The sequence below is a fragment of the Massilia sp. BKSP1R2A-1 genome (genome assembly GCF_050586525.1).
GTDB lineage: Bacteria > Pseudomonadota > Gammaproteobacteria > Burkholderiales > Burkholderiaceae_D > Telluria.
The window spans coordinates 20,581-43,982 of sequence record NZ_JBOBRE010000018.1; the positions used below are offsets into that span (position 1 = coordinate 20,581).

General features: G+C 65.2%; 25 protein-coding genes. 14 read left to right on the plus strand and 11 right to left on the minus strand.

Annotation, left to right across the window (positions count from 1 at the left end):
- Positions 1-67: 67 nt before the first annotated feature.
- Positions 68-991 carry a LysR family transcriptional regulator gene (locus ACQ7JA_RS22390; RefSeq protein WP_430901873.1) on the minus strand — a complete coding sequence of 308 codons (924 nt, stop codon included), beginning with the start codon at positions 989-991 and terminating at the stop codon, positions 68-70.
- A gap of 88 nt (positions 992-1,079) precedes the next feature.
- On the opposite strand from ACQ7JA_RS22390, the gene ACQ7JA_RS22395 reads away from it, so the two are divergent.
- The 9 genes from ACQ7JA_RS22395 to ACQ7JA_RS22435 all read left to right on the plus strand — a co-directional run bounded on the left by ACQ7JA_RS22395 (position 1,080) and on the right by ACQ7JA_RS22435 (position 9,628).
- Entirely contained in the window at positions 1,080-1,583 is a 504-nt protein-coding gene (locus ACQ7JA_RS22395; protein ID WP_430901875.1) for a lactoylglutathione lyase family protein, read from the plus strand.
- Positions 1,584-1,628: 45 nt separating this feature from the next.
- Positions 1,629-2,234, plus strand: a complete 606-nt coding sequence (locus ACQ7JA_RS22400) for a TetR/AcrR family transcriptional regulator (protein ID WP_430901877.1) — start codon at positions 1,629-1,631, stop codon at positions 2,232-2,234.
- 78 nt (positions 2,235-2,312) lie between these two features.
- Positions 2,313-3,470: an iron-containing alcohol dehydrogenase gene (locus ACQ7JA_RS22405; protein WP_430901879.1), complete on the plus strand. Its 1,158-nt coding sequence runs from the start codon at positions 2,313-2,315 to the stop codon at positions 3,468-3,470.
- A 16-nt stretch (positions 3,471-3,486) separates the two neighbouring features.
- Positions 3,487-4,521 (plus strand): NADP-dependent oxidoreductase, encoded by a 1,035-nt coding sequence (locus ACQ7JA_RS22410; RefSeq protein ID WP_430901881.1) that lies wholly within the window; start codon positions 3,487-3,489, stop codon positions 4,519-4,521.
- A gap of 21 nt (positions 4,522-4,542) precedes the next feature.
- Positions 4,543-5,220, plus strand: a complete 678-nt coding sequence (locus ACQ7JA_RS22415; protein ID WP_430901883.1) for a type 1 glutamine amidotransferase domain-containing protein — start codon at positions 4,543-4,545, stop codon at positions 5,218-5,220.
- 313 nt (positions 5,221-5,533) lie between these two features.
- The gene (locus tag ACQ7JA_RS22420; protein WP_430901885.1) at positions 5,534-6,499 is read left to right on the plus strand and encodes an IS1595 family transposase; all 966 of its coding nucleotides are present in this window, start codon (positions 5,534-5,536) and stop codon (positions 6,497-6,499) included.
- 212 nt (positions 6,500-6,711) lie between these two features.
- Entirely contained in the window at positions 6,712-7,074 is a 363-nt protein-coding gene (locus tag ACQ7JA_RS22425; RefSeq protein ID WP_430901887.1) for a DUF3140 domain-containing protein, read from the plus strand.
- 433 nt (positions 7,075-7,507) lie between these two features.
- On the plus strand, positions 7,508-8,899 hold the full coding sequence (locus ACQ7JA_RS22430) for a hypothetical protein (protein ID WP_430901889.1): 1,392 nt from the start codon (positions 7,508-7,510) through the stop codon (positions 8,897-8,899).
- A gap of 120 nt (positions 8,900-9,019) precedes the next feature.
- Entirely contained in the window at positions 9,020-9,628 is a 609-nt protein-coding gene (locus tag ACQ7JA_RS22435; RefSeq protein ID WP_430901891.1) for a peptidoglycan-binding domain-containing protein, read from the plus strand.
- Between the two features lie 82 nt (positions 9,629-9,710).
- Here ACQ7JA_RS22435 and ACQ7JA_RS22440 read toward each other — a convergent pair whose 3' ends face one another.
- Entirely contained in the window at positions 9,711-10,235 is a 525-nt protein-coding gene (locus ACQ7JA_RS22440) for a hypothetical protein (protein WP_430901893.1), read from the minus strand.
- A 136-nt stretch (positions 10,236-10,371) separates the two neighbouring features.
- Here ACQ7JA_RS22440 and ACQ7JA_RS22445 point away from each other — a divergent pair, with 136 nt between their 5' ends.
- Positions 10,372-10,716, plus strand: coding sequence for a zinc ribbon domain-containing protein YjdM (locus ACQ7JA_RS22445; RefSeq protein ID WP_430901895.1), 345 nt, complete (start codon positions 10,372-10,374; stop codon positions 10,714-10,716).
- Between the two features lie 28 nt (positions 10,717-10,744).
- Here ACQ7JA_RS22445 and ACQ7JA_RS22450 read toward each other — a convergent pair whose 3' ends face one another.
- The 6 genes from ACQ7JA_RS22450 to ACQ7JA_RS22475 all read right to left on the minus strand — a co-directional run bounded on the left by ACQ7JA_RS22450 (position 10,745) and on the right by ACQ7JA_RS22475 (position 18,317).
- Entirely contained in the window at positions 10,745-12,571 is a 1,827-nt protein-coding gene (locus ACQ7JA_RS22450; protein WP_430901897.1) for a glycoside hydrolase family 15 protein, read from the minus strand.
- Positions 12,568-13,332 carry a trehalose-phosphatase gene (otsB, locus tag ACQ7JA_RS22455; protein WP_430901899.1) on the minus strand — a complete coding sequence of 255 codons (765 nt, stop codon included), beginning with the start codon at positions 13,330-13,332 and terminating at the stop codon, positions 12,568-12,570. The genes ACQ7JA_RS22450 and otsB overlap by 4 nt, the downstream gene beginning before the upstream one ends.
- Complete coding sequence (locus ACQ7JA_RS22460; RefSeq protein WP_430901900.1) at positions 13,329-15,584, minus strand: alpha,alpha-trehalose-phosphate synthase (UDP-forming); 2,256 nt, start codon at positions 15,582-15,584, stop codon at positions 13,329-13,331. The genes otsB and ACQ7JA_RS22460 overlap by 4 nt, the downstream gene beginning before the upstream one ends.
- A 103-nt stretch (positions 15,585-15,687) precedes the next feature.
- A complete protein-coding gene (locus ACQ7JA_RS22465) occupies positions 15,688-16,500 on the minus strand; it encodes a hypothetical protein (RefSeq protein WP_430901901.1) in 813 nt (270 codons plus the stop codon).
- A 34-nt stretch (positions 16,501-16,534) separates the two neighbouring features.
- Positions 16,535-17,125 carry a TerD family protein gene (locus ACQ7JA_RS22470; RefSeq protein ID WP_430901902.1) on the minus strand — a complete coding sequence of 197 codons (591 nt, stop codon included), beginning with the start codon at positions 17,123-17,125 and terminating at the stop codon, positions 16,535-16,537.
- Between the two features lie 43 nt (positions 17,126-17,168).
- Positions 17,169-18,317: a toxic anion resistance protein gene (locus ACQ7JA_RS22475; RefSeq protein ID WP_430901904.1), complete on the minus strand. Its 1,149-nt coding sequence runs from the start codon at positions 18,315-18,317 to the stop codon at positions 17,169-17,171.
- Between the two features lie 140 nt (positions 18,318-18,457).
- Here ACQ7JA_RS22475 and ACQ7JA_RS22480 point away from each other — a divergent pair, with 140 nt between their 5' ends.
- Complete coding sequence (locus ACQ7JA_RS22480; RefSeq protein ID WP_430901906.1) at positions 18,458-19,198, plus strand: HAD family hydrolase; 741 nt, start codon at positions 18,458-18,460, stop codon at positions 19,196-19,198.
- On the opposite strand, the gene ACQ7JA_RS22485 is transcribed toward ACQ7JA_RS22480, so the two are convergent.
- From ACQ7JA_RS22485 to ACQ7JA_RS22495, 3 genes are all read right to left on the minus strand, one after another.
- Positions 19,147-19,614, minus strand: a complete 468-nt coding sequence (locus tag ACQ7JA_RS22485) for a hypothetical protein (protein ID WP_430901908.1) — start codon at positions 19,612-19,614, stop codon at positions 19,147-19,149. The genes ACQ7JA_RS22480 and ACQ7JA_RS22485 overlap by 52 nt on opposite strands.
- Positions 19,607-20,773, minus strand: a complete 1,167-nt coding sequence (locus tag ACQ7JA_RS22490; protein ID WP_430901910.1) for an MGDG synthase family glycosyltransferase — start codon at positions 20,771-20,773, stop codon at positions 19,607-19,609. The genes ACQ7JA_RS22485 and ACQ7JA_RS22490 overlap by 8 nt, the downstream gene beginning before the upstream one ends.
- A gap of 79 nt (positions 20,774-20,852) precedes the next feature.
- Entirely contained in the window at positions 20,853-21,500 is a 648-nt protein-coding gene (locus ACQ7JA_RS22495; protein WP_430901912.1) for a glutathione S-transferase family protein, read from the minus strand.
- 120 nt (positions 21,501-21,620) lie between these two features.
- Here ACQ7JA_RS22495 and ACQ7JA_RS22500 point away from each other — a divergent pair, with 120 nt between their 5' ends.
- The 3 genes from ACQ7JA_RS22500 to ACQ7JA_RS22510 all read left to right on the plus strand — a co-directional run bounded on the left by ACQ7JA_RS22500 (position 21,621) and on the right by ACQ7JA_RS22510 (position 23,395).
- Positions 21,621-22,664 carry a helix-turn-helix transcriptional regulator gene (locus tag ACQ7JA_RS22500; protein WP_430901914.1) on the plus strand — a complete coding sequence of 348 codons (1,044 nt, stop codon included), beginning with the start codon at positions 21,621-21,623 and terminating at the stop codon, positions 22,662-22,664.
- A 2-nt stretch (positions 22,665-22,666) separates the two neighbouring features.
- On the plus strand, positions 22,667-22,825 hold the full coding sequence (locus ACQ7JA_RS22505; protein ID WP_430902006.1) for a DUF2256 domain-containing protein: 159 nt from the start codon (positions 22,667-22,669) through the stop codon (positions 22,823-22,825).
- Between the two features lie 93 nt (positions 22,826-22,918).
- On the plus strand, positions 22,919-23,395 hold the full coding sequence (locus ACQ7JA_RS22510) for a MarR family winged helix-turn-helix transcriptional regulator (protein ID WP_430901916.1): 477 nt from the start codon (positions 22,919-22,921) through the stop codon (positions 23,393-23,395).
- The last annotated feature ends 7 nt before the right edge of the window (positions 23,396-23,402 follow it).

A 23,402-nucleotide genomic window follows, 5' to 3' on the forward strand; every position in this document is an offset into this window, starting at 1 on the left:
GCGCGCGTTACGCATCATCCATGACAGGTGTCGTGGTTGGAATGATAACGCTTTTCATGCGTTTGGCTCATCCGTTATCGTGCGCGGGCCAGGATGCCGGCGCATCGGCGCCCGCCAGCCAGTCATGCTCGCGCAGCCGTTCCAGCGCCCATGCCGCGCTGGCGGACAGGGGCCATTCGGCGCGCGTCACCAGCCACAGGCTGTCGATCACCTGCGGGGCCGTATCGACCACCCGGATCGCCTGCCGGCGCGGGTAGGCCTGGACGGCGAAGCGCGGCAGCACGGCGAACCCGATGCCATGCGCCACCGGATCCAGGATGGCGCCGATCTGGTTGGTAAAGCCACGCACCGGCAACTGGTCGATACGCTGTCCCGGATGCACCCGCGCCAGCAGCCTGCGGCCCATGTCCATGCCATCCGGATGGTCGATATAGCCCAGCCGCACCAGGGCGGGCCAGCTGACGTCGTCCATCTGCGCCGGCACCACCAGGCACAGGCTTTCATGGGCGAACAGCTCCGTCCTCAGGCGCTCGTCGTCGGGGCGGTGGGTGACGATGCCCAGTTCGGCGCGGCTGGCCAGCACGGCGGCGATGATGTCCGCGGTGGGCGCGGCCCGGTAGCTGACCGACAGACCGGGATGCGCCGCCTGCAGTGCCAGCAGCCGCGGATACAGCAGCAGGCCGATGCTGCCGGGACTGGCGACCGAGATCTGCCCGACGTGGGGGTCGTCGTCGGCCAGCGCCAGCCTCAGCCGAGCGTGCGCCTCTTCCATGTCGCGCGCATACGCGAGCACCTTCACCCCGGCCGGCGTGAGGCTTGCCTTACGTGTCCGGCGGATCAGCAGGGGCCCGCATTCGGCCTCCAGGCGCTGCACCTGCTGGCTGACCGCCGCCTGCGTGAGATCGAGACTGGCTGCCGCACGGGTGAAGCTGCCGGTGTCGCACACCGCCACGAAGGCCCGGAGCCAGGCCGGGTTCAGGCCATCATTCATAAATATATATTATTGAAACCATCACAAATCATCTGTTTTAATTATATTCCCTGATGCCTATACTGGTTTTTTCACCCAGGAGCCAGCCATGACCTACCCGCGCAACTTTTCCCACATCGGCATCACCGTTACCGATCTCGACGCCGCGGTGCGTTTCTATTCCGACGTACTGGGCTGGTACGTCATCATGCCGCCGACCACGATTGCCAGGGACGAATCGGCGATCGGCGCGATGTGCACCGACGTGTTCGGACCAGACTGGACCGCGTTCCGGATCGCCCACCTGTCGACCGGCGACCGCATTGGCGTCGAACTGTTCGAGTTCCCCAACAGCGAGCAACGCCAAAACAACTTCGAGTTCTGGAAGACCGGCGTGTTTCATTTCTGCGTGCAAGACCCCGACCTCGAGGCCCTGGCGGCGCGCATCGTCGCCGCAGGCGGCAAGCAGCGCATGCCGGTACGCTACTATTATCCGGGAGAGAAGCCGTACCGGATGGTGTACATGGAAGACCCGTTTGGCAACATCCTGGAAATCTACAGCCACAGTTACGAGCTGACCTACGGCGCCGGCGCCTACCAGCAGGCCAGATAGGCACCTTCCAAGACGACTGGTCTAATTTGCGCTATACTGCTTTCCATGGGTACCGACCAACACAGCGTGCGGCAGCACATCCTTGCCACCGGACGCGCAATCATCACGGGCAAGGGCTTTTCCGCCGTCGGCCTGAACGAGATCCTGACGGCTGCCGGCGTGCCGAAGGGCTCCTTCTATCACTATTTCAAGTCGAAGGAACTGTTCGGCGAAGCCCTGCTCGACACCTACGTCGCGGAATACCTGGCTGAACTCGACGCGTTGCTGGCGCCCGACGGCAGCCCGGCCGCCGCGCGGCTGATGCGTTATTGGGACGGCTGGCTGGCGCTGCCGGACCAGGGATGCGCCGGCAGCAAGTGCCTGGTTGTCAAGCTCAGCGGCGAAGTGGCCGACATGTCCGAAGCGATGCGCGCCGTCCTGTTGCGGGGCACGAACGACATCGTGGGGCGGCTGGCGGCCTGCATCGAGGAAGGGCTGGCCGACGGTTCGATTCCTGCCGGACCCGACCCGCGGCAATGCGCGCTTGCCCTCTATGAAATGTGGCTGGGCGCCGCCTTGCTGACCAAGCTGCGGCGCGAACCCAGCGCACTCGACGGCGCGCTGCGCGCTACCCGCTTACTGTTGCGCCTTCCGGACACCGGTCCCGCCTGACACGCGGCATGCCGGCATCCGGCGGCCTGCCGTTTTACACACCTTTTCTAGACGACCAGTCTAATATTGGAGAAGAACATGATGAATTTTGAATTCCACAATCCAACCCGGATCGTGTTCGGCGCAGGTACGGTCGCCGCGCTGGCGCAGCTGGTGCCGCAGAACGCCCGTGTACTGGTCCTGTTCGGCGGCGCCAGCGCTGAAAAGACCGGCACCCTGGCCGAAGTACGCAAGGCGCTGGGGACGCGCTTCGTGCAGGAATTCGGCGGTATCGAACCGAATCCCAGCTACGAAACCCTGATGCGTGCGGTCGAGCAGGTACGCAGCGAGCGCCTCGACTTCCTGCTCGCCGTCGGCGGCGGCTCGGTGATCGACGGCACCAAGTTCGTGGCTGCCGCAGCCCATCACGAGGACGATCCGTGGACCATCATGGAAACCGGCGGCGCCAGCGTCACCGGCGCCCTGCCCTTCGGCACCGTCCTGACACTGCCGGCGACCGGCTCCGAAATGAACAACGGCTCGGTCGTCACGCGCAAGGCGACCCTAACGAAGTTGCCGTTCCGCAGTGTTCACGTGTTTCCGCAATTCTCGGTGCTCGATCCGACCAAGACCTATACCTTGCCGGAAACGCAAGTCGCCAACGGCCTGGCGGACGCCTTCGTCCACATCACCGAACAGTACCTGACCTATCCGGTGCAGGCGCTGGCCCAGGACCGGTTTGCCGAAGGCCTGCTGCAGACCCTGGTCGAAATCGCGCCGCAGGCGATCGCCGCACCCGAAGACTACGATACCCGCAGCAACCTGATGTGGACCGCCTCGCTCGCCCTCAACGGACTGATCGGAGCGGGCGTGCCGCAGGACTGGGCCACCCACATGATCGGCCATGAGTTGACGGCCCTGTACGGCATCGACCATGCACGCACGCTGGCGATCGTGCTGCCCGCCCTGCTCGATATACAGCGCGACAAGAAGCGCGCCAAGCTGCTTCAATATGGAGAACGCGTGTGGGGCATTTCCACAGGCAGCGAGGCGCAGCGCATCGACGCCGCGATCGCGGCCACGCGCGACTTTTTCGAGGGACTCGGCATCCCGACGCGTCTTTCCGCCTATGGCCTGGGCATGGCGGCGGTCGACGATGTCGTCGTCCGGCTCGAGGCGCATGGCATGACCCGCCTGGGCGAGCACGGCGATGTCGACCTTGCGCTCAGCCGCGCGATTCTTGAAACCGCTCTTTGAACGAGGGACCACCACCATGCCGCAAACCGCCACCGTCAACCGCAGCATCGTGCTGCAACAACGCCCGCGCGGCGCGCCCGACGCCGATACCTTCCGCCTGACCGAAGGGCCGGTGCCGGTCCCGCAGGAGGGCCAGGTACTGCTGCGCACGCTGATGCTGTCCCTCGATCCCTATATGCGCGGACGCATCAGCGACGCCAAGTCGTATGCCGCTCCGGTCGCCATCGGCGCCGTCATGGTCGGTGGCACGGTGGCGCGCGTGGAAGCCTCGCGCCACCCCGATTTCCAGGCCGGCCAGCTGGTGCTCAGCTACAGCGGCTGGCAGGACTACGCGCTGTCCGACGGCGCCGGCCTCAACAAGCTGGGCGACGACGTTCAGCTGGCCTCGCGCGCGCTCGGCGTGCTCGGCATGCCAGGGTTTACTGCCTACATGGGCCTGCTCGACATCGGCCAGCCCCAGGCGGGCGAAACAGTCGTGGTCGCCGCCGCCAGCGGCGCGGTCGGATCGCTGGTCGGACAGATCGCCAAGCGCAAGGGCGCACGCGCGGTCGGTATCGCCGGCGGCGCCGACAAATGCCGCTATGTGGTCGAAGAGCTCGGGTTCGACGCCTGCATCGACCACCGCGCGCCGGACTTCGCGCAGCAGCTGGCCGCGGCCTGCCCGGAAGGCATCGACGTGTACTTCGAGAATGTCGGTGGCGCCGTGTTCGACGCCGTGCTGCCCTTGCTGAACACCAAGGCGCGCGTGCCCGTCTGCGGCCTGATCGCCGACTACAACGCCACGGCCCTGCCGCCCGGCCCGGATCGGCTCGGCCTGCTCGCGCGCACCATCCTGACCAAGCGTATCAAGATGCAGGGGTTCATCATATTCGACGACTACGGGCAGCGCTATGGCGAATTCTTTGCCCAGATGAGCGAATGGCTCCAGGACGGCAAGATCAAGTTCCGTGAGGACATTGTCGACGGCCTGGAGAATGCGCCGCAAGCGTTCAGCGGCCTGCTCGAAGGGAAGAATTTCGGCAAGCTCGTGGTACGCGTCGCCCCCAACTGACCAACCCAACAGGAGAAGCACATGAAAGTATTGATGGTAGTGACCTCGCATGATCAGCTCGGCGATACAGGCAAGAAAACCGGCTTCTGGCTGGAAGAGTTCGCCGCGCCGTATTACATCCTGAAGGATGCCGGTGCCGACGTCACCGTGGTGTCGCCGCTGGGCGGGCAGCCGCCGCTCGACCCGAAGAGCGACGAACCGGACGCGCAGACGGACGCCACCCGCCGCTTCAAGGCCGACGCCTCCGCGCAGGCCGTGCTTGCCGCCACCGGCAAGCTGGCCGAGATGAACGCCGCCGACTTCGATGCGGTGTTCTATCCCGGCGGGCATGGCCCGCTGTGGGACTTGGCGGAAGACAAGGCATCGATCGCGCTGATCGAAGCGATGGCCGCGGCCGGCAAACCGGTCGCCGCCGTGTGCCATGCCCCCGGCGTGTTGCGCCACGTGAAAGCTGTGGACGGCAGTCCGCTGGTCAAGGGCAAGCGGGTAACCGGCTTCACCAATTCCGAAGAAGAAGCGGTCGGCTTGACCGCAGTGGTGCCCTTCCTTGTCGAAGACATGCTCAAGGAAAACGGCGGTCAGTACACGAAGGGCGCCGACTGGCAGTCTTATGTGCTTACCGATGGCAAGCTAATCACCGGACAGAATCCGGCTTCATCGGAAGACGCTGCAAAAGCGCTGCTCAAGCTGCTGGCCTGATCGCGGCCGTCGCCATCGGTGCCTTGCCGCAGACACGTAACTTGAACATCGCTGTATCGGTGCTTCGATTACGCCCCGGGCCACCAGGAATACAGCATTGCGAAAGTAAGGCAAACAAAATCGCCAGCTGCGGGTTCATGCCTGTTACTTGACTTGAGAAGGCATTGGCCTGTCGGCGGCTTGCATTGAAACGGGTTCACGTGCAACGTGAATCCGTTTTTTTAGGCGCTGTCACCGTTGGCTGTTGGGCCAGGTTGAACTGTCGAGCTGCCTCGCTGTCTGACTGCCATCTCGGTCGATAGCGGAGGCGGCAATGCAGGCGGCGGGCTTCAGGAGGTGGCTGGCGCGCGTCAGGCATCTCGACCGGCGCCAGCGCGAGCAATTGCTTGCGCTACTGGGGCCGGCAATCGGACTCGACCGGGTTTGTGCAGCCATCGACGGAGCGCGGCCGGCGCCTTGCTGTCCAGCCTGTGGCCACCGGCACAGCCACCGTCACGGAAGCGACCGCGGCATTCAGCGCTACCGCTGTTGCGGCTGCGGGCGCACCTTCAACGCGCTCAGCGGAACCCCGCTGGCCAGGCTGCGCCACCGTGCCAAGTGGCTGGAATACCTGGGCAACATGCTCGACAGCCGCACCGTGCGTGCGGCAGCCGACGCGGTCGGCGTGCATCGCAACACCAGCTTTCGCTGGCGCCATCGCTTCCTCCACCTGGTGAAACACGATCGAGCCGATTCGCTGGCCGGGATATCCGAAGCCGACGAAATGTTCCTGCTCGAGTCGCAGAAGGGATCGCGCAAGCTCAGGCGAGCGCCTCGCAAACGGGGCGGCGTCGCCAAACGCCGCGGCATCAGCCGCGAGCACGTCTGCATCCTGGTGGCACGCGATCGGACTGGCGCAACAATTGACTGCGTGACCGGGCGCGGCAAGGTGACCGTGGCCCAGCTGCACCGGCACCTGCTGCCGGTGCTCGACCGCGACGTGTTGCTGGTTACGGACGCCCATCCGGCCTACAGGACATTTGCCCTGGAAGCCGGCATATCGCACGAGGCGGTGAACGTCAGCAGCGGAGAAAGAGTGCGTGGCGCCGTACACGTCCAGAACGTAAACGCCTATCACCGCCGTTTCCGTCAGTGGCTGGCGCGGTTCAATGGCGTGGCGTCACGATATCTGCCGAACTATCTTGGCTGGCAGTGGGCGCTTGATGGGCGGCGCATCAAGACAGCCGAGCGGCTGCTATGTGTGGCGCTTGGTGTATTCAGCACGGCGAGCCCACACTGAACGGTGACAGCGCCTTTTTTATGGCCAGGCACTGCGCAGTAAACTTCTTTAACTGTTGATTCAGGAAGTGGTGCGCCAGAAAAAACGGGCTTCATGCTACTTTAAAAACTGGTTTGGTCTATCGGACACCAGACATGTGTCGGAAACCACGCTTGCGGTAGCCAATGAAACATTTTGTGCTGCCTTTGTCCATCCCAGTAAATGGAGTAAGCATGTCAAGACAAGCAGGCGCCGATGACGAGAGCGCAGCGAGGCGCGAGACGATCGCGGAGTTCAAGCAGGCGGTGAACATGACGCCGGCCCAACTGGAGAAATGGCTCGATACCGACGATTCCAGGCGTGTCGGCCAGAAGCACGGCAATGCCGAATCGACCGGGCACCAGTCCGGACGCCGCATTGTCGAACTATTGCACCGGCACGTTCAGGACTTGCGTGCAGACGACATCGCGCACATGCGCAAAGTGGTCGGATACATCCACCGGCACCTGGCGCAGGGGCCGACCAAGAGCGATCCGGCATCGAGCGATTGGCGCTATTCGCTGATGAACTGGGGCCACGACCCTGAGAAAAAGTGAGCCTGCTGACGTTGGCCGGGACAGCGCAGCGCGCCTCCTGACGAAGTCTGGCGCTACTTTTCGCACCGTCAGCCGCAGCAAAGGATCGACAGTCCTTGTATTCGGTGGTTCGATTCGCCCCGGGGCACCAAGAGCCTCCTTCACCCGACGCCCACTCATGCACGTGGGTGTCGTCGTTTCCAGGACCCGCCGCCGTTGCTCCTGCCTGGTGTCGAGCATATTTACACGGCACTAGCACCTTCATTTCGAGCTCAGCAGTTTTCGCAATGAAATCAGGCCTGTAAATACCAACCCCTCTTCTGGCACGATCATTGCTCTCGGTTTCACGCGCAGCAAAACCGATAGTAAGTCAACATTTGAGGGGGACTCGAATATGGACACAAATGGGAAAGCTCGGCCGCGTCCGGGATGGCGGGCAGGGGCCGCTTGCGCAGTGCTCGCCCTGAGCGCTGTTGTCTTACCGGCCAAGGCCGGCGTGGTCATCTATAACAACACCAACCCGAGCCTGGCCACGGTCGCGCTCGGCATCAACGATGCCGGCCACCTGAATTTCAGGGGTGGAGAGATTCCAGGCAACGCCAGTGCAATGGGCCTGGCCTACCGTTTCGCGGACGGCACCTTGCGCGATTCGACTGCGCCGGGCTGCCTGTGCGAAGGCTGGGGCGTGGCAGTCACGCGCAGCGACGGCAACCGGGTGTCGGGTTTTGCCAATGAAGCGGCGGGCTCCGGCGGCTTGACCGGTGGTACGTTCAGTTCGACGACGACACGTGCCACATCGCAGATCGGCCTGAGCGACGCCCCGGTCGTGATCACGCACGCATACGGCGTGTCGATCGCTCCAAACTTGTTCCAAGGGAACATTACTATTACCAATACGGGCAGCACGATGCTCTCGGACGTGGTCTACCGCCGCGCCATGGACTGGGACGTGCCGAATACCGAGTTCTCCGAATATGTCACCCACAAAGGCGTGGTGGCGAACCTCGAGAGCAATGGCGGCGCAATCCGGTATGCCAGCGATAACGGCTTCGCCTCCAGCAATCCGCTCGTGGGCGCAGGCGCGATCATCGGCGCGACCGTGAACACCGATTTCATCGATAGTGGCCCGACCGACCATGGTTCGGTCTTCGACTTCGCCTTCGGCAGCCTGGGCGCCGGCGAAAGCCGCACCTTCAACATTTTCTATGGCGCCGCAGCCACCAAGGCCGGCGCCCTGTCGGCCCTGGCAACAATCAATGCGGACGTCTATTCGCTTGGCCAGTCGATGGGCGGCGGCGGCGGCGCCAATGACGACGCCCCGACCTTCATCTTTGCCTTCGGCGGCGTCGGCAGCACAGAACCGGGCATGTCGCCGGACAATCCACTGCTGCCGATCGTCGACGTAGGCACCGGCGTGTATGAATTTCCTGCGCCAGTTGCCCGCCGCTGGTACGACCCGCCATTCGCGGAAGGCTTCGAGTATCGGTTGGCAGGCGATGGCACCTTTACCGCGGTCGGCATCGACACCGGTTTCGGCGACCTGACGATCGTACTGGAGGATGGCACCCGCATCGCCATCGCCGCCGGCACCACGATCGACTTCACGGCCAGGGGGCTGGCGCCGAAGAGTTTCAAGATCCTCGGACTGCTCCTCGACACCGGCGCCCCGGACTACGATCCCTTGCGTGCGTTCCCGACCTTCCTGGATTTCAGCGGCTCGCCTGACACCCTGTTCATGTCGCCGATTCTGGTGGATGATCCAAGCGGGGTGCCGGTACCCGGCACGCTCCTGCTGCTGGCGCCGGGCTTGCTGCTGCTGGTGCGCTCGCGCCGCCGCGCTGCCTGAGACAGCGCCAGGAAACGCGCCCGGCACCCTGGCGCCGCCGGGCGCATCTTCACGGTTTAGATGTTTCAATTACAACGTTCGCCATCTACAATGACGCATCCATTCTCTAGGGACCTGCCCATGCTAGCGCGCCTGAAGAAACCGGTGGTACACCTCCTCGTTGCAGCAAGCCTGTGCGCGCCCGTATTGGCGCAAGCCACCTCGGCGCACGGCGAATTCGGCGTCAAGGGTATCGGCGCCAGTGACTGCGCCACCGCCGTACGCGAATACAAGGGCGGCACGCCCAACGCGATGATGTATGGGGGCTGGCTGTACGGTTATCTCACGGCCGTCAACCAGGCCACGCCGGACACCTTCGACCTCGCGACCTGGCAAGACCTGAACACGCTGACCAATTTCGTCATCGAATACTGCCAGAAGAACCCGCGCACGAGCTTTGCGCAAGCCGTTTTCAACTTGACGGCGGCGCTCAAGCCGATGCGATTGACCGCGGCCTCGCAGCCGGTGCGCTTCACTCACAACAACAAGCCCTTCGTCATGTACGGCGATGTCATCAAGCGCATGGGAGAGGCCCTGAAGCACAAGGGCTACTACAAAGGGACGCTGCCGGCCCAACCTGCCTTCACTGGGGAGATGGCGCGCGCCGTCAGCCGCTTCCAGGCTGGTAACCAGTTGCCGGCCACCGGAGAACCGGACCAGTTCACGCTGTTCAAACTGTTTGGCCGCTGAATCCCGTCATTGCGTCAACGTCAGCGCCCGCCTCCGGGCCGTGCCAGGCAAGCGCCAACCCACGCAGGTTGGCGTTTTCGTTTCAGTCTTTCTTCTCCCTGAATTCACCCTCGATCACCATGTCGTCGCTGCGCTTGCGCGCTTGTCGGCCGGCGAACGAGAACACGGATGACGAGACCCGATCGAACACAGTGCGCCGCAACCAGGGCATGGTGAGAACGAAGGCGGTCGAAAAACCGGTAAACGCCGCGGCCACATAGTCGGCCCGCGACAAAAAGTGCAGGCAGCAGAGCGCGAGCAGGCCCACGATGAGCGGCCGGCGCAACGATTTGGGCAACAGGCCGACGATGCGCAGCTTGCCCTCGCGGATCCAGGGAAACCGCGCAAGAACGGCGCCCAGAAGCAGTCCCGCCAGGAACCGTCCGGTGCCGAGATAGTCAGCCAGGACCCCGATGACGAGGTAAGCCGTGTAAGTCATCGTGCCGGCCAGTACTGCCAGCAGCAGCAGCGCGACGACCGCGGCGAGTTTTGGCCGGCGGATCGCCGCCGTGACGAATAGACGTAGGATTTCTGTACTCCAGCAAATGGCATCGACAGGCTGCCGCAAATTTTAACAGCACCGGACGCAGGGCCGCATCTCCGGTGCCCGCTGCGGCCGCCTGTCGGGAAAGCGCGGCCCTCAGCGCGTACAATGGACGTTTGCGCACCCGCGCTTCCCTTTTACCGTTCGACCGGATATGTCCATGCAAGCCCTGCCGCCCTGCCCCGCCTGCCGCTCCACACTGACCTACGAAGACGGTCTCGGCAACTACGCCTGCCCCGAATGCGCCCACGAATGGCCGGTCAAGGCCGAGGCGATGGCCGAGGAAACGGCGCGTGTGTGGCGTGACGCAGCCGGCACCGTGCTGCAGGACGGCGACGCCGTCACCGTCATCAAGGACCTCAAGCTCAAGGGCGGCGGCGGCGTGGTGAAACAGGGCACCAAGGTGAAGAATATCCGCCTGGTCGATGGCGACCACGACATCGATTGCAAGATCGAGGGCTTCGGCGCGATGAGCCTGAAGTCGGCGTTCGTCCGCAAGAGCTGAGGCTGCCGCCTACTGTCCGCTCCGGCAGTCACACCACGCTGTTCCACGGCGCCGACAAACGCATTGCGCAATTGATCAAGCCAACCATCGAGTAAGTCTGCGGGAAGTTCCCCCACATTTCCCCGGTAACCGGATGGGTATCCTCGGACAGCAGGCCGAGGTGATTGCGCGCCGCCAGCATGGCGTCGAACACGGCCCGCGCTTCGTCGATCCGGCCGATACGCGCCAGGGCGTCGATGCGCCAGAACGTGCAGATATTGAAGGCGGTCTCAGGCTTGCCGAAGTCGTCGGGCGCCTCGTAGCGGCGCATGTAGGGGCCGTCGCACAGCGAGCGTTCGAGCGCATCGACCGTGGCGACGAAGCGCGCATCCTTGGGATCGATAAAATTGATCTCGGCCATGAGAAGGACACTCGCATCCAGGTCGCGGCCGCCCAGGCTTTCGGCAAAGGCCTGGCGCTCCTCGCTCCAGGCCTCGGCCAGCAGGCGCTTGCGGATGTGTTCCGCGCGGTCCGCCCACAGCGCGGCGCGCTCCGGCAGATCCAGCTCGACGGCGATCTTCGCCAGGCGATCGCAGGCAGCCCAATTCATCAGCACCGACGAGGTATGCACCCGTGCCCGCGTGCGCAATTCCCACATGCCGGCATCCGGTTCGGCATGCAGGCGGAACGCCTGCTCGCCGACCGCCTCCAGCTGGCGGAACTCGGCATGCCCGGCGCGCCGGAACAGCCGGTGGTCAAAGAATGCCTGCGCGGCGCCGAGCACGATGTTTCCATACACATCATGCTGGAAGTGCTCTTGTGCCTGGTTTCCGACACGTACCGGACGGGTGTTGCGGTAACCGGGCAGATGATCGACGATCGATTCGGGCAGATGCTCTTCCAGCCCGATGCCGTACAAGGGCTGGATATGGCCACCCTTGGCGCGGGCCACGACGTTGCCCAGCCAGCGCAGGTAGTCTTCCATGGTGCCGACCTCGGACAGGCTGTTGAGCGCGCGGATCACGAAGAAGGCATCGCGCAACCAGCAGTAGCGGTAGTCCCAGTTGCGTTCGCTGCCTGGCGCCTCCGGTATGCTCGTGGTCATGGCGGCGATGATCGCGCCGGTGTCTTCGTACAGCGACAGTTTCAGCGTGATCGCCGCCCGGATCACGACATCCTGCCATTCCAGCGGCAAAGCCAGACGCCGCGACCAGGTGCGCCAGTAGCTGATGGTCTCTTTTTCGAAGCGGTGAGCGATCTCTTCGATGCCGTCGGCGAGCGTCTCGTCCGGACCCAGCAGGAAGTTCATCGGACGATCGAGCAGGAAGAACGATTCGGCCAGCACGTAGCTGAGCGAGGCGTCGGTGTTCAGACGCAGGGTCTGGGTCGGCCCGACATAGCGGATGTGATGGCTGCCCTGGGTGATCTCGGGCAGCCTCGCGCCCCACTCGAAGCGGGGGCGCAACCGCACCCGGACCCTGACCCCGCTGCCGAGCGGGCGCACGCGGCGCGCCAGCATCAAGGGACGGAACATCCGGTCGCGGCTCATGAAGCGCGGAGCGAAATCGGTGATCTCGATGCCGTTGCCGGCACTGTCATACAGGCGTGTGCGCAGCACCGCCGTATTTGCTTCGTATGCCTGTTCGCTGCGCGCGAAATCCTCGATATCGATGCTCCACAGGCTGCCGTCGGGCCCCGGGTCAAGCAAGGCGTTGAACACCGGGTCGCCGTCGAAGCGCGGCAGGCAGCACCACACCATCCTGCCCATGCGGTCGATCATGGCGCTGAAAGAGCAATTGCCGATGACGCCGCAATCGAGCGTTCCCGGTGTCTGGTCCGGCGCTACGGCGCGCGGCGTCTGCTGAGCATCCATCATGTCATGTCCTTGTCTGAGGTTGGCGTCGCGGCTGACCGCGCCAATACCGCGCGCAGTTCAGCCGCCGACGCGATGCGGCATCTGGCCATGCTTGGCCCCGGTCCCACCTTGAGGCCGATTCCATCGATTCGCTGTACGTATTCGAAACCGGCCTCGTCTGTCGTATCGTCGCCGATGAACAGCGGCCGGTGCCCGCGGAACGGTGCTTCGGAAAGGAAATCCCGGATCGCCGTTCCCTTGCCGGTGCCGGTTGCCTTGACTTCGACGATCATCTTGCCGGCCATGAGGGCCAGGTCCGGGCGATCGGCGATCGCCGCTCCCATCGCCGCGCTGCACAGGGGATACAGCGCGGGCGCCTGGCGGCAGTGCAGGGCCAGTGCGCCATGCTTCTCCTCGACCCACAGGCCGGGATGCCGGGTGGCCAGCGCCTGCGCCTCGGCGCGCACGCGGGAGAAATCCGGCTGCGGCAGGCGCCGCACGACCCCGTCCGCGCCGCGCCGCTCCATGCCGTGGACGCCGGCGGCGGGCAGCACCAGGGGCGCCAGCAAGGTGTCAAGCTCGGCGATCGGCCGCCCGGACACGACCGCCAGCCGGCCGCCAAGCCGCAGCTGCAAGGCGGCCAGCGTCGCAAGCAGCTCCGGCGTCACGACTACCTGGCTCGGCAGCGCAGCGATGTCGACCAGCGTACCGTCGAAGTCGAGGAACAGCGCGCAATCGGCGCCGCCGAGCAGATCCAGGGCGTCATGATGGCCGGCACTCATGTCCGCCCCTCGTGCGCGCGACCCTGGCTGAGCGAGACGATCCGCGATTGCACGCGCTCGCGCTGGCGCAGGCGGGCGGCATCCTGCAGCATGCGCCCGGCCCAGCGGTAGACGTTGAAGTCGCGGACCCGGCGGCGCATGCTGCGCATGCGCTCGCGCTGTTCCTCGGCCGGCATGGTCAGCGCGCGATACAGCGCTTCCGCGCCTTCTTCGATATGGTAGGGATTGACGAGCAAGGCCTCGCTCAGCTCGCGGGCGGCGCCGGTGAACTGGCTAAGGATCAACACTCCCTGCTCGTCGTCGCGGGCTGCAATGAATTCCTTGGCCACCAGATTCATGCCATCGTGCAAGCTGGTCACGCTGCATACCTCGGCGGCGCGGTAGTACGTACGCAGCGCCGCCTGCTCGTGGTGCTCGGCCTTCAGGATGATGGGTGCGTAGCCCTCGCTCGAGAAACGGTCGTTGATCCGCCGCGCCAGCGCCCGCACGCGCGCCTCGAAGTTCTGGTACTCGTCGAGCGAGGAACGGGTCGGCGCCGCGATCTGCACAAAGGTGAACCTGCCGACCATCTCCGGATGCAGCTCGAGCATGCGCTCGACCGCCTGGAACCGCTCCACGATACCCTTCGTATAGTCGAGCCGGTCGACCCCGATTCCCAGCAGGCGGTCGTCCGGCAGCGCCAGCGCACGGCGGGCGTCGGCGCGGCATGCCGCGACATCCGGATCGTCGCTGCGCGGGTCCGGCCAGGCGATCGAGATCGGATACGGTTGCACCTGGGTCAGCTGGTTGCCGTAGCTGATCGTCGATGCTTCGTCTTCGATGCGTGATTCGAGATAGCGGTCGACCGTGTCCAGGAAATTTTTCCGGTGGAAAGGAGTATGGAAGCCGAGGATCGTGCTGCCCAGCATGCCGTCGAGGATCTCTTCGCGCCATGGGCAAATGCCGAACGATTCCGGGTTCGGCCAGGGAATGTGCCAGAAGGTGATGATGGTCGCCTTCGGCAGCACCGCACGCACCATGCGGGGCAACAGGGCAAAGTGATAATCCTGCACCAGCACCACGGGATTCTCGGAGCGCGCTTCGCTGATCACCGCATCGGCGAAGCGCTGGTTGACCTTGACATACTCATCCCAGTCGGACGAGCGGAATACCGGACGCACGTGGGCGATATGGCACAGCGGCCACAACCCTTCATTGGCGAATCCATAGTAATACCCCTGCTCTTCCTCCTTCGACAGCCAGACGCGGCGCAGCGTATAGCTCGGCTGCTCGGGCGGCACGCGCACGTGGTCGTTGGCGTCGACCGTGGCGCGGTCGGCGGATCCGGCGCCATGTGCGATCCAGGTTCCCGAACAGGCGCGCATCACGGCTTCCACCGCGGTGACCAGTCCGCTGGCGGGACGCTGCACCACGACGCCGTCCGGCGTCGCCACGTGGATATACGGCTCCCGGTTCGAGACGACCAGGATCTCGTCGCCGGCCAGCTCCTTGTTCAGCAGCACCTTCAGCGTGTTCGCATCCCAGCTTGCGGTCTCCAGGCCGCCGACCTGCAGCTCACGCTGGTATTCGTTCAGCAGGGAGCGCAGATCGCTGGCCAGCGGCGCCAGTTCCGGCGGCGCTCGGCGCGTCGTGCGCCGCAACAGTTCACCGTGCAGCATGTCCTTCACGCCTGTCAGCCAGCCGTGCCAGCTCAGCTGTGCGATCAGGACGGTCAGGAGGGACACCACGCCCGTTACCAGGACGAACAGACCGATGAAATACGTCCGCGCATCCGAGCCGCGCAAAGCGATGAATCGCATGTCCTGCAACACGACCAGGCGGCCGGCCGGACGGCCGTCCTGGGTCACTTCCCTGGCCGAGACATGCACCACCCCCTGGGGGAGATGCAGCACGGATTTTTCATCCGCCAAGGGATCGCCCTTGTTCCAGCAGCCGATCCGGTCGGGGTAGGTGGCGGTACGATGCGACAGGCGGCCATCGGGATCGCAGAAACCGAGCGCGAACAGGCGCTCATCCTGGATCGCCCGATCGAACATCGCGTCGATGCGCTGGCCCGCGCCCGCTTCCAGGTAATTGAGCAAGGGCTGCTCCAGCGTACTCGCCACCAGGCGGGAACGCGCTTCCAGGTCGCGCACGAACCAGCGTTCGGTGAGGCGCTCCATCCATGGCAAGGCGAAATATCCGATCAGCGCGAGGACGATCGCAAGGGGGACAATGAAGCGCAATGCGAATTGCAGAGATCTTAGGCGCATGAAGTCCCTTTTTGGTGATTGTTAACGGCATTTACTTGATTATAGCTTCGCACAAATAATATTGCCGAAATTGCACCAAAGAGAACGTGCAAGCGAAAAAGCGCTAGCGGCCGGCCTCCCGCCGCGCCAGTTCAAGGGCCGGCAGGGTCACGTGCAGGAAGGAGGCCACCTGTCCCGCCAGCTCCGCCGCCTGCCGTTCCACCTGGCGCAGCTGCAGGATCGACAGCTCCGCCTGGCGCAATGCTTGCTGGATCAAGCTGCGCCGCTGGCCGATCACGTCGCGCAGCAGTTCGTCCGCACCGCCGGCCAGCTGCGCCACCACACCCAGCACGGCGCCGTGCAAGGCCAGCTCTCGCGCCGACGCTTCCAGCGTCCGTGCGGCGGCCTGGCTGTCGGCAACGAATTGCAAAAGGCGCACATGGCTTGTCGCCAGGCTCCTTTGGTGCTCATCGAGCGTGGCCGTGCGGCGCAGCAGCTTGCCGATGATGCCGCTTGCGGGCCTGGCTTGTTCAAGCGCCGCTTCCAGCTGCGCAGGCACAGCCATTTGCGCGAAGGCCCGCACCAGCTCGGCAACGGGCTGGAGCTGTGCGACCTGCTCCCTGAGCGGCTCATCGCCCCACTGCGCTGCGAGCGAGACCTGAACCGGCAGGATGCGGCGGAACAGCGCGGCCAGGCGCTGTTCCGCCGTGGCGAACAGCGCCGGGTGCCCGGACCGGGCCAGTGACATGGCGTCGCGCACGGCCGGATGGTCGTCGCTGTCGAACAGGACCGCTACCGCCGGCCTGGACGGCGGGTGCGGCGCGGTCTGCTCGTCGTCGAACGAAAACGCCCTGGGTGTGCCGGACGCGTTGGAAGGCGCGGCCGGCGCCCGCTCCGTCTCACCGAAATCGAATGCCTTGGGCGTAGGGTCTGTCATCGTGGCCGGCATGACCGCATGGAGCAGGTCCGTCTTATCCGACGGTGCCGCCGAGCTTGCGGATGAAGGTCGCCAGGCTCAGCTTGAAGCCGGCGCCGACGGCCTGGAAGCGCCATTCGCCATCCTTGCGGTACAGCGAACCGAACTGCAGCGCGGTCTTGTCCGAATAATCCTCGTCGAGGTCGTATTCGGCCAGCACTTCGCCGGTCTCGTCGTTGTACACCTTCACGTAGGCGTCGGTGACGCTGCCGAAGGTCTGCCTGCGCGCCTCGGCCTCGTGGATGGTCACGACGATCGGCATTTCCATGACCTCGGCGTCGACCCTGGACAGGTCGACGGTGATGACTTCGTCGTCGCCATCCTTGTCGCCCGTGCGGTTGTCGCCCGAGTGCACGACCGCGCCGTCGGGCGAGGTGTTGTGGTTGTAGTAGACGAAGTGGGCATTGCTGATCATGACCGGATGGTCGCTCGCATCCTTCCTGCACAGGAATACCGACGAGTCGAGGTCGAAAGCATGGCCCGCGGCCGCGTTGACTTTCCATCCGAGGCCGATACGCACGCGTTTCAAACCCGGCGCGGTCTTCTCCAGGTTGATGCGGTGGCCGGTTTGGAGTGTCGTCGACATGGACTTCCCTTCTATGATCGAAACGGTTGATAAGGTGCCTGGCTCAGCCCGCCGCCGGCGAGAAGCGCGCGATCAGTTCGCGCTCGAGTTCCTGCAGCTTGGGCAGCTCGTCCTTGCGGCGCTGCTGGCCTTCGTTCGAGATCTGCTCGAGCTTGTCGAAGGCGCTCACCAGCTGGTTCTGGACGTGCTGGGCGGTTTCCAGGCTGACCAGCGAGCGCTGCTTGGCGCGCGCCACGGTCTCGGTATTTTCCAGCAGCATGTCGGCCTGGGCGCGGAAGGCCGCGTCGGTGGCGTCGTAGGCCGCGTTGGCGACCGCGGCGCTCTGCTTGGCTTCCAGCTGCAGCAGGTAGAGCGAGAACACATTGCGCCAGGCCGGGATCGACACGTTGACGATGTCGGTAAACGTGTCCGTCAGCGCGCGGGCGTTGTCCTGCGACAGGCGGATCTGCGGCACCATCTGGGTGGCCATCAGCATGGCGCGGCGCAGGTCGTCGATGCGCTTTTCCAGGCGCTCGAGACGGCGCTTGAGTTCGGTCGCCTGCTGGGCCTCGAAGGCATTCGTGGCGGCGCTTTGCTGGGCGACCGCCAGGCGGAGCTGCTCGGCCCATGCCTCGCCCTTCTTCACGTCGGCGTCGAGCCCCTGGTAATACTGCTCCAGGCCCAGGTACATGTCGTCGAAGTCCTTGATGCGGCCCCGATGCACATTCGCATGGCGCGTCATCTCCGCGATCAGTGTGTCCATGCGCGATTCGACCACCTGGTACTGCGACAGCATCTTTTCCTTCACCGAGCCGAACATGTTCGTAACGCGCGACAGCAGGCCGCCGGAACGCAGCTTGGCCGGGTCCAGGCCCTTGGAGGTCGCGATCAGCTCATTGAGCTGGGTGCCGAAGACGTCCGCATCCGATGCGCGCACGGTGCCGAGCAGCTTGGCCGACACCTTGGCCACGCCCGCGCCGGTGTTGCCGCCCAGGGCCTCGATGGCCTTGTCATCGATGCCGGAGACATCGACGCGCACCACGGGGGCGGCGGGCACCACGGGCGCCGCAGGCGCCGGGCTCACCTCCGACAGCGATGCAGGCAGCCGGTCCAGCGTCGGCGCCGGATTGAGCAAAGGAGCAAGGGGCGCGGGCGCCACAGGCTGCTGGGCGGCTGCATTCGCTTCTTCTTCGGAGGAGAACAAGGGTTTCATGACTTTCCTTCAGAGTGAAGTGACAACATGACTAGCTTACCACCGGACAATCCGACTGGGGAGCATCATGGGCCTTTCTGTCATACGCCCGTCATGACAGCGCCGGATGATACCTACAAGGCCTTTCGAAATGGTGTCCCATGTACACAAGCGACAAACGGCTGTTGATCCTCGACGCGGACGGCACCACCATCGACGCGTTCTCCGCCATCGAAGCGGCCTTTGCCCGCCACGGCATGGCGCTGGGGGCGGAAACCAACTTCCAGAAACGGCACCACCTCCTCAAGTACGTGGGCGGCCTGAAGGAATTCCCCTCCATCATCCGGAAAAACCTGCGCAGTAACAGCCGCGCCAGGCTGGTCGACACCCTGACCGGCATCTACCGCGAAGAGGCCAGCCTGTACGAGGGCATCGCCGACCTGCTCCGCGAACTCATCGCCGCGCCCGACATCACGGTCGGCATCGTGACGCGCAACGTGACCATCGAACCGCTCGAGACGCTGCGCCGGCTGTTCCGCCGCCACGACATCGACATCGACGAACTGGACTTCCTGGTCCACATCCCGCTCAAGGAAAAGAAGACCGCCCAGTTCCGCGCGATGCGCGAGCGCTTCGGCATCAACCCGGCGCGCGCCTATGTCTGCGGCGACGAGCACAAGGATTTCACCGCAGCAATCAATACCGGCATGCATCCCTTCATGGTTTCCTATGGCTTCGAAGACCATGACCGGCTCACCAGCAAGTACGCCATCCCGCAGGAGCTGATTTCCCGCACCTCGACGGAGCTGTGCTGCCGCATCCGCCACGCGCTCGACCTGGGCGTGCTGGTTCAGCCCCCGTACCAGAGCAGCAGCATGCTGATGGCGCCGAACACCCAGTAATCGACCGGGGCGCCGAAGGCCCAGTGCTTGTGCCAGGGGACGTGCTCCTGCTTGAAACGGCGCCAGCCGAAGGCCGGATTGACGATGAACCAGAGGTAGTCCTCGACGATCCAGAACAGCATGATCGAAGCCAGCACCCGCGCCTCGAGTTCCGGCGACCAGCGGCCGATGAAGAACAGCGGGAAGTGGAAGACCAGGCCGATGAAGGCGAACATCCACAGGTGGTAGCCGGTCAGGGCGCGGCCGCCCATGAAGAGGTCGAGCAGGGGATGCTCCTCGATGCGCCAGGTCGGCAGGTTCGCCGCCCATCCGGCCTCCCCTTCGATTTCCACCTCTACCCGGGCGAACAGGTAGGCCAGCACCAGTACCGCGGCCACCATCGACACGAAGCGGCCCGCCTCCGACAACTCAAGCATAGGCCCTTTCGGCCACCAGGACGGTTTCCAGCACCTGGCGCGCGGCATGCGGACGTCCGAGCAGCCGCGCGCGGCCGGCCATTTCTTCCAGCTTCGCGGGATGCGCCAGCAGGTGGCGGACGCGGTATTCCAGGCCCGGCAGGTCGGATGCCGCGAGCGCGGCGCCCTGCTCCAGGACAAAATTGGCGTTGTGCTCTTCCTGCCCAGGAATCGGCGCGTTGACGATCATCGGCAAGCCCATGGCCAGGCATTCGGCCGTGGTCGCGCCGCCGGGCTTGGTGATCACGAGGTCGGCGCAGGCCATCAGGCGCTCGACCTGGTCGGTATAACCCTGGGGCGCGAGGCGGCAGGGAAACTGCGCGGCCAGCGTGCGCAGCGCGGCCAGTTCGGCAGCGTTCCTGCCGGCCAGGACGATCAGCTGGAAGTCGCCGGGAATCGCCAGCAAGCGCTGCGCCACCCGGCTCAGGCCGCCCAGTCCGGCGCCGCCACCCATCAGGAGCAAGGTCGTGCGGCCCGGGTCGAGACCGATGTCACGTGCGCATTCGGCGCGCTCGTGGTGGCGTGAAAAGGCGGGCATGGTCGGGATGCCGGCGACGTGGATCGCCTGCGCCGGGATGCCCACCTCGCGCATGCGGAAGGCCACCTCGTCGTTGCCGGTGAAGTAGCCGGCGATATGCGGATGCACCCACATGCGGTGCAGGTCGAAGTCGGTCACCTGGACCCAGACCGGGCAGCGAAGCAGGCCGGACGCGATGCGCCGCGACAGCAGCTCGGCCGGCTGGAAGTGAGTGCAGATGATGATGTCCGGCGCCAGCGCAGCGATTTCCGCCAGCAGGGGCCGGCTGTCGTGCGCTTCGATCCGGCGCCGCAGACGGTTGAGCCAGCCATCCGGCCGCAGCCGGTCGGTCCATTGGTAGACGTGGCGCCACAGGCTTGGTGCACGCTTGATCAGGCCCAGGTAGACGTCGGTATAGACCTTGCGCAGGCGCGGGGTGGCGAAGGCCATCGCATCCAGGTGGACGACCGTGGCGCCACCATATTCATCGATGGCGCAACGGCGGATGGCTTCGGCCACCCGGGTATGGCCGGCGCCGGCCGGCACGCTCAGCACGAGGATCGTCTTTCCGGCCATGCCACGCTGGAGTTCGCCTTCCCTCATCCCGCTTCTCCATCAAGGATATGCGGGCAATGTAAGCGTGGAATATGACCTGGCAATGACCTGGCCGTGGCGGGCAGTCCTACGCTTGCGCCAGGGCCGCCTCGTGTTCGGCGACCAGGGCCATGTCGCGTTCTTCCACGCGTTTCGACGCCGGGCGGGCGCCCATGCGTTCGGCATACTCGACCAGAGCGGGCAGGCGCGGTACGCCGGCGTAGGCCATGGCCCAGCCCAGCGCCGTTCCCCACAGGACGTCGGCGGCCGACATGGTGTCGCCGAGCAGGTAGGGACCGCGCTGCAGCTGGGCGTCGATCACGCCGAGCATGGCGTCGAAGTCGCCGTAGGGCGAACTCATATGGGGAGCCGGTGCGCGTTCCATGCTGCGGTCCACCAGCGCCGGCTCGAAGCAGGCCGCATAGTAGACCAGCCAGCGCAGGTAGGCGCCGCGCCGCGGATCGCCGAGGGAGGGCGCCAGGCCCGCCTCGGGAACCCTGTCGGCCAGGTGGATGAAGATCGCGACCTGCTCGGTGACGACGGTGTCGCCGTCCATGATGGCAGGCACTTTACCTAAAGGATTCACGGCCAGGTAGGCGGGCTGGCGCTGTTCGCCGGCCTTCATGTTCAGGACCCGCATTTCGTAGGGCGCACCCAGTTCCTCGAGCAGGGTGAAGGTACTCGAGGACCGGGTGTGCGGCGAGTGGAAGAAGGTGATGCTGCGCTGTGTGCTCATGGTGATGTCCTGGATGAATGGTTGATGAAGGCCGATCCGCGGTCGACTGCGAGCATGGTATGCCTGCCAAGCTGACATCTTCTGTCAGGTATGCGGAAGGATTTGGATTACACTGGCCCGATGCGAGCGAGCCGACTTCTCTTCATCCTCACGACCCTGCAGGCCCGCGGCCGCGCGAGCGCGCGTGCGCTTGCCGACGAATACGGGGTATCGCTGCGCACCATCTACCGCGACGTCGACGCCCTGAGCGCCGCCGGCATCCCGATCTACAGCGAACGCGGCAACCAGGGCGGCTACCGCCTGCTGGACGGCTATCGCACGCGCCTGAACGGCATGTCCGCGCTGGAAGCCGAAGTCCTGTTCCTGAGCGGCCTGTCCGGACAGGCGGCCGAACTCGGCCTGGACGCGGCCTGTGCCAGCGCCCGTGACAAGCTGCTGGCCGCCCTTCCCGCCGACGTCCGCGAAGGCGCCGGCCGGATGCGCCTGCGCTTCCACCTGGATGTGCCCGGCTGGTTCGAAGCGAGCGAACGGCCGGCCTGCCTGCCGCAACTGGCGCAGGCCGTGTGGGGCGAACAGCCGATCCGCATCCGCTACCGCAGCTGGAAAGGCGAAAACGAGCGCGAACTGGACCCGCTCGGCATCGTGCTCAAGGGCGGGGCCTGGTACCTGGTCGCCCGGTGCGGCGCCGATGTGCGCACCTATCGCGTTTCCCGCATCCTCGCGCTGCAGCTGCTCGACGGCCACATCGACGGGGCCAGGGAGTTCGACCTGCCGACCTACTGGGCCGAGAATGCGCGCCGCTTCGAGCAGGAGCAGCATCCGGAACTGGCGACCTTGCGGCTGTCGCCCTGGGGGTTCAAGATGATGGACGCCTTCCTGCCGCCCTATTCCATCACCCACGCCACGGTCGGGGAGGCGTCGGCCGATGGCTGGCGCACAGTCACCCTGCCGGTCGGACCGGTGCGCCACGCGGCGTACGAGCTGCTGCGCTTCGGCGCCGAAGCCGAAGTGCTGGCGCCGGCGTCGCTGCGCGAGCACGTCGGACAGATCGCCGCCAGCCTGGCGCTGCGGTATGGGGCAACGCAGGACGTGCCCGCCGGCGAGGGCCAGATGTCGTCGACCGCGCATTCCGCGCTCGACCCTTGCGGCGCCCCGCTCCAATGAAAATGCGCAAGAAGTCGGAACTGCCGACGAAGGAGTGCGCGCACTGCGGACTGCCCTTCACCTGGCGCAAGAAGTGGGAACGCGACTGGGAGCGGGTGAAATACTGCTCCGAACGCTGCCGCCGCGCCGGCAAGCCACCATCGACAAACGCCGGGCCTTGAGGCCCGGCGTTTTCGCTTGATCACAGCCTCTCCTTGAAAGAAATTACTTCGCATGCTAAGCTTTCGCATGAGAACAATGTGTATGCCAATCAAATGAGCGTATCCGACCAGACCCTCGGCAAGCTGACCGCCGCCCTCAGCTACGCTTCGCGCGCCTACCGCGCCGCCGCCGACAAGATCGCGGCCGACTACGGCCTGTCCCAGGCGACCGGCCTGCCGGTGCTGGTCATCAGCCGCTTCGGCGAGGACGGCGTGCGGCCCGGCGTGCTGGCGCTTGCCCTCGGCCTGGAAGCGTCCTCGCTGGTGCGCGTGGTCGACTGCCTGATCGCCTCGAAGCTGGTGGAGCGCCACGAAGACCCGGCCGACCGCCGCGCGAAGATCCTGCGCCTGACCGACGAGGGGCGCCAGGCGGCGGAACAGATGGACCAGGCCCTGCGGCCCTTCCGCCGCAAGCTGTTCGGCGAGTTCGAACCCGCCGACGTCGAGGCCTGCCTGCGGGTGCTGTCCGGCCTGCCGGCGGCGATTGCCAACATGACTTCTTCCGACGGCGCCGGCAGCAGGCAAGCGTGAGGCAGGC

Excerpts from the sequence above, each read along its gene's own strand:
- ACQ7JA_RS22475 (WP_430901904.1), bottom strand. The coding sequence starts at position 18,317 with ATGAAACCCTTGTTCTCCTCCGAAGAAGAAGCGAATGCAGCCGCCCAG.
- ACQ7JA_RS22445 (WP_430901895.1), top strand. The coding sequence starts at position 10,372 with ATGCAAGCCCTGCCGCCCTGCCCCGCCTGCCGCTCCACACTGACCTAC.
- ACQ7JA_RS22505 (WP_430902006.1), top strand. The coding sequence starts at position 22,667 with ATGCGCAAGAAGTCGGAACTGCCGACGAAGGAGTGCGCGCACTGCGGA.
- ACQ7JA_RS22480 (WP_430901906.1), top strand. The coding sequence starts at position 18,458 with ATGTACACAAGCGACAAACGGCTGTTGATCCTCGACGCGGACGGCACC.
- ACQ7JA_RS22495 (WP_430901912.1), bottom strand. The coding sequence starts at position 21,500 with ATGAGCACACAGCGCAGCATCACCTTCTTCCACTCGCCGCACACCCGG.
- otsB (WP_430901899.1), bottom strand. The coding sequence starts at position 13,332 with ATGAGTGCCGGCCATCATGACGCCCTGGATCTGCTCGGCGGCGCCGAT.
- ACQ7JA_RS22420 (WP_430901885.1), top strand. The coding sequence starts at position 5,534 with ATGCAGGCGGCGGGCTTCAGGAGGTGGCTGGCGCGCGTCAGGCATCTC.
- ACQ7JA_RS22450 (WP_430901897.1), bottom strand. The coding sequence starts at position 12,571 with ATGATGGATGCTCAGCAGACGCCGCGCGCCGTAGCGCCGGACCAGACA.
- ACQ7JA_RS22410 (WP_430901881.1), top strand. The coding sequence starts at position 3,487 with ATGCCGCAAACCGCCACCGTCAACCGCAGCATCGTGCTGCAACAACGC.
- ACQ7JA_RS22470 (WP_430901902.1), bottom strand. The coding sequence starts at position 17,125 with ATGTCGACGACACTCCAAACCGGCCACCGCATCAACCTGGAGAAGACC.
- ACQ7JA_RS22400 (WP_430901877.1), top strand. The coding sequence starts at position 1,629 with ATGGGTACCGACCAACACAGCGTGCGGCAGCACATCCTTGCCACCGGA.
- ACQ7JA_RS22510 (WP_430901916.1), top strand. The coding sequence starts at position 22,919 with ATGAGCGTATCCGACCAGACCCTCGGCAAGCTGACCGCCGCCCTCAGC.
- ACQ7JA_RS22485 (WP_430901908.1), bottom strand. The coding sequence starts at position 19,614 with ATGCTTGAGTTGTCGGAGGCGGGCCGCTTCGTGTCGATGGTGGCCGCG.
- ACQ7JA_RS22500 (WP_430901914.1), top strand. The coding sequence starts at position 21,621 with ATGCGAGCGAGCCGACTTCTCTTCATCCTCACGACCCTGCAGGCCCGC.
- ACQ7JA_RS22405 (WP_430901879.1), top strand. The coding sequence starts at position 2,313 with ATGATGAATTTTGAATTCCACAATCCAACCCGGATCGTGTTCGGCGCA.
- ACQ7JA_RS22390 (WP_430901873.1), bottom strand. The coding sequence starts at position 991 with ATGAATGATGGCCTGAACCCGGCCTGGCTCCGGGCCTTCGTGGCGGTG.
- ACQ7JA_RS22425 (WP_430901887.1), top strand. The coding sequence starts at position 6,712 with ATGTCAAGACAAGCAGGCGCCGATGACGAGAGCGCAGCGAGGCGCGAG.
- ACQ7JA_RS22465 (WP_430901901.1), bottom strand. The coding sequence starts at position 16,500 with ATGACAGACCCTACGCCCAAGGCATTCGATTTCGGTGAGACGGAGCGG.
- ACQ7JA_RS22395 (WP_430901875.1), top strand. The coding sequence starts at position 1,080 with ATGACCTACCCGCGCAACTTTTCCCACATCGGCATCACCGTTACCGAT.
- ACQ7JA_RS22490 (WP_430901910.1), bottom strand. The coding sequence starts at position 20,773 with ATGAGGGAAGGCGAACTCCAGCGTGGCATGGCCGGAAAGACGATCCTC.
- ACQ7JA_RS22435 (WP_430901891.1), top strand. The coding sequence starts at position 9,020 with ATGCTAGCGCGCCTGAAGAAACCGGTGGTACACCTCCTCGTTGCAGCA.
- ACQ7JA_RS22415 (WP_430901883.1), top strand. The coding sequence starts at position 4,543 with ATGAAAGTATTGATGGTAGTGACCTCGCATGATCAGCTCGGCGATACA.
- ACQ7JA_RS22460 (WP_430901900.1), bottom strand. The coding sequence starts at position 15,584 with ATGCGCCTAAGATCTCTGCAATTCGCATTGCGCTTCATTGTCCCCCTT.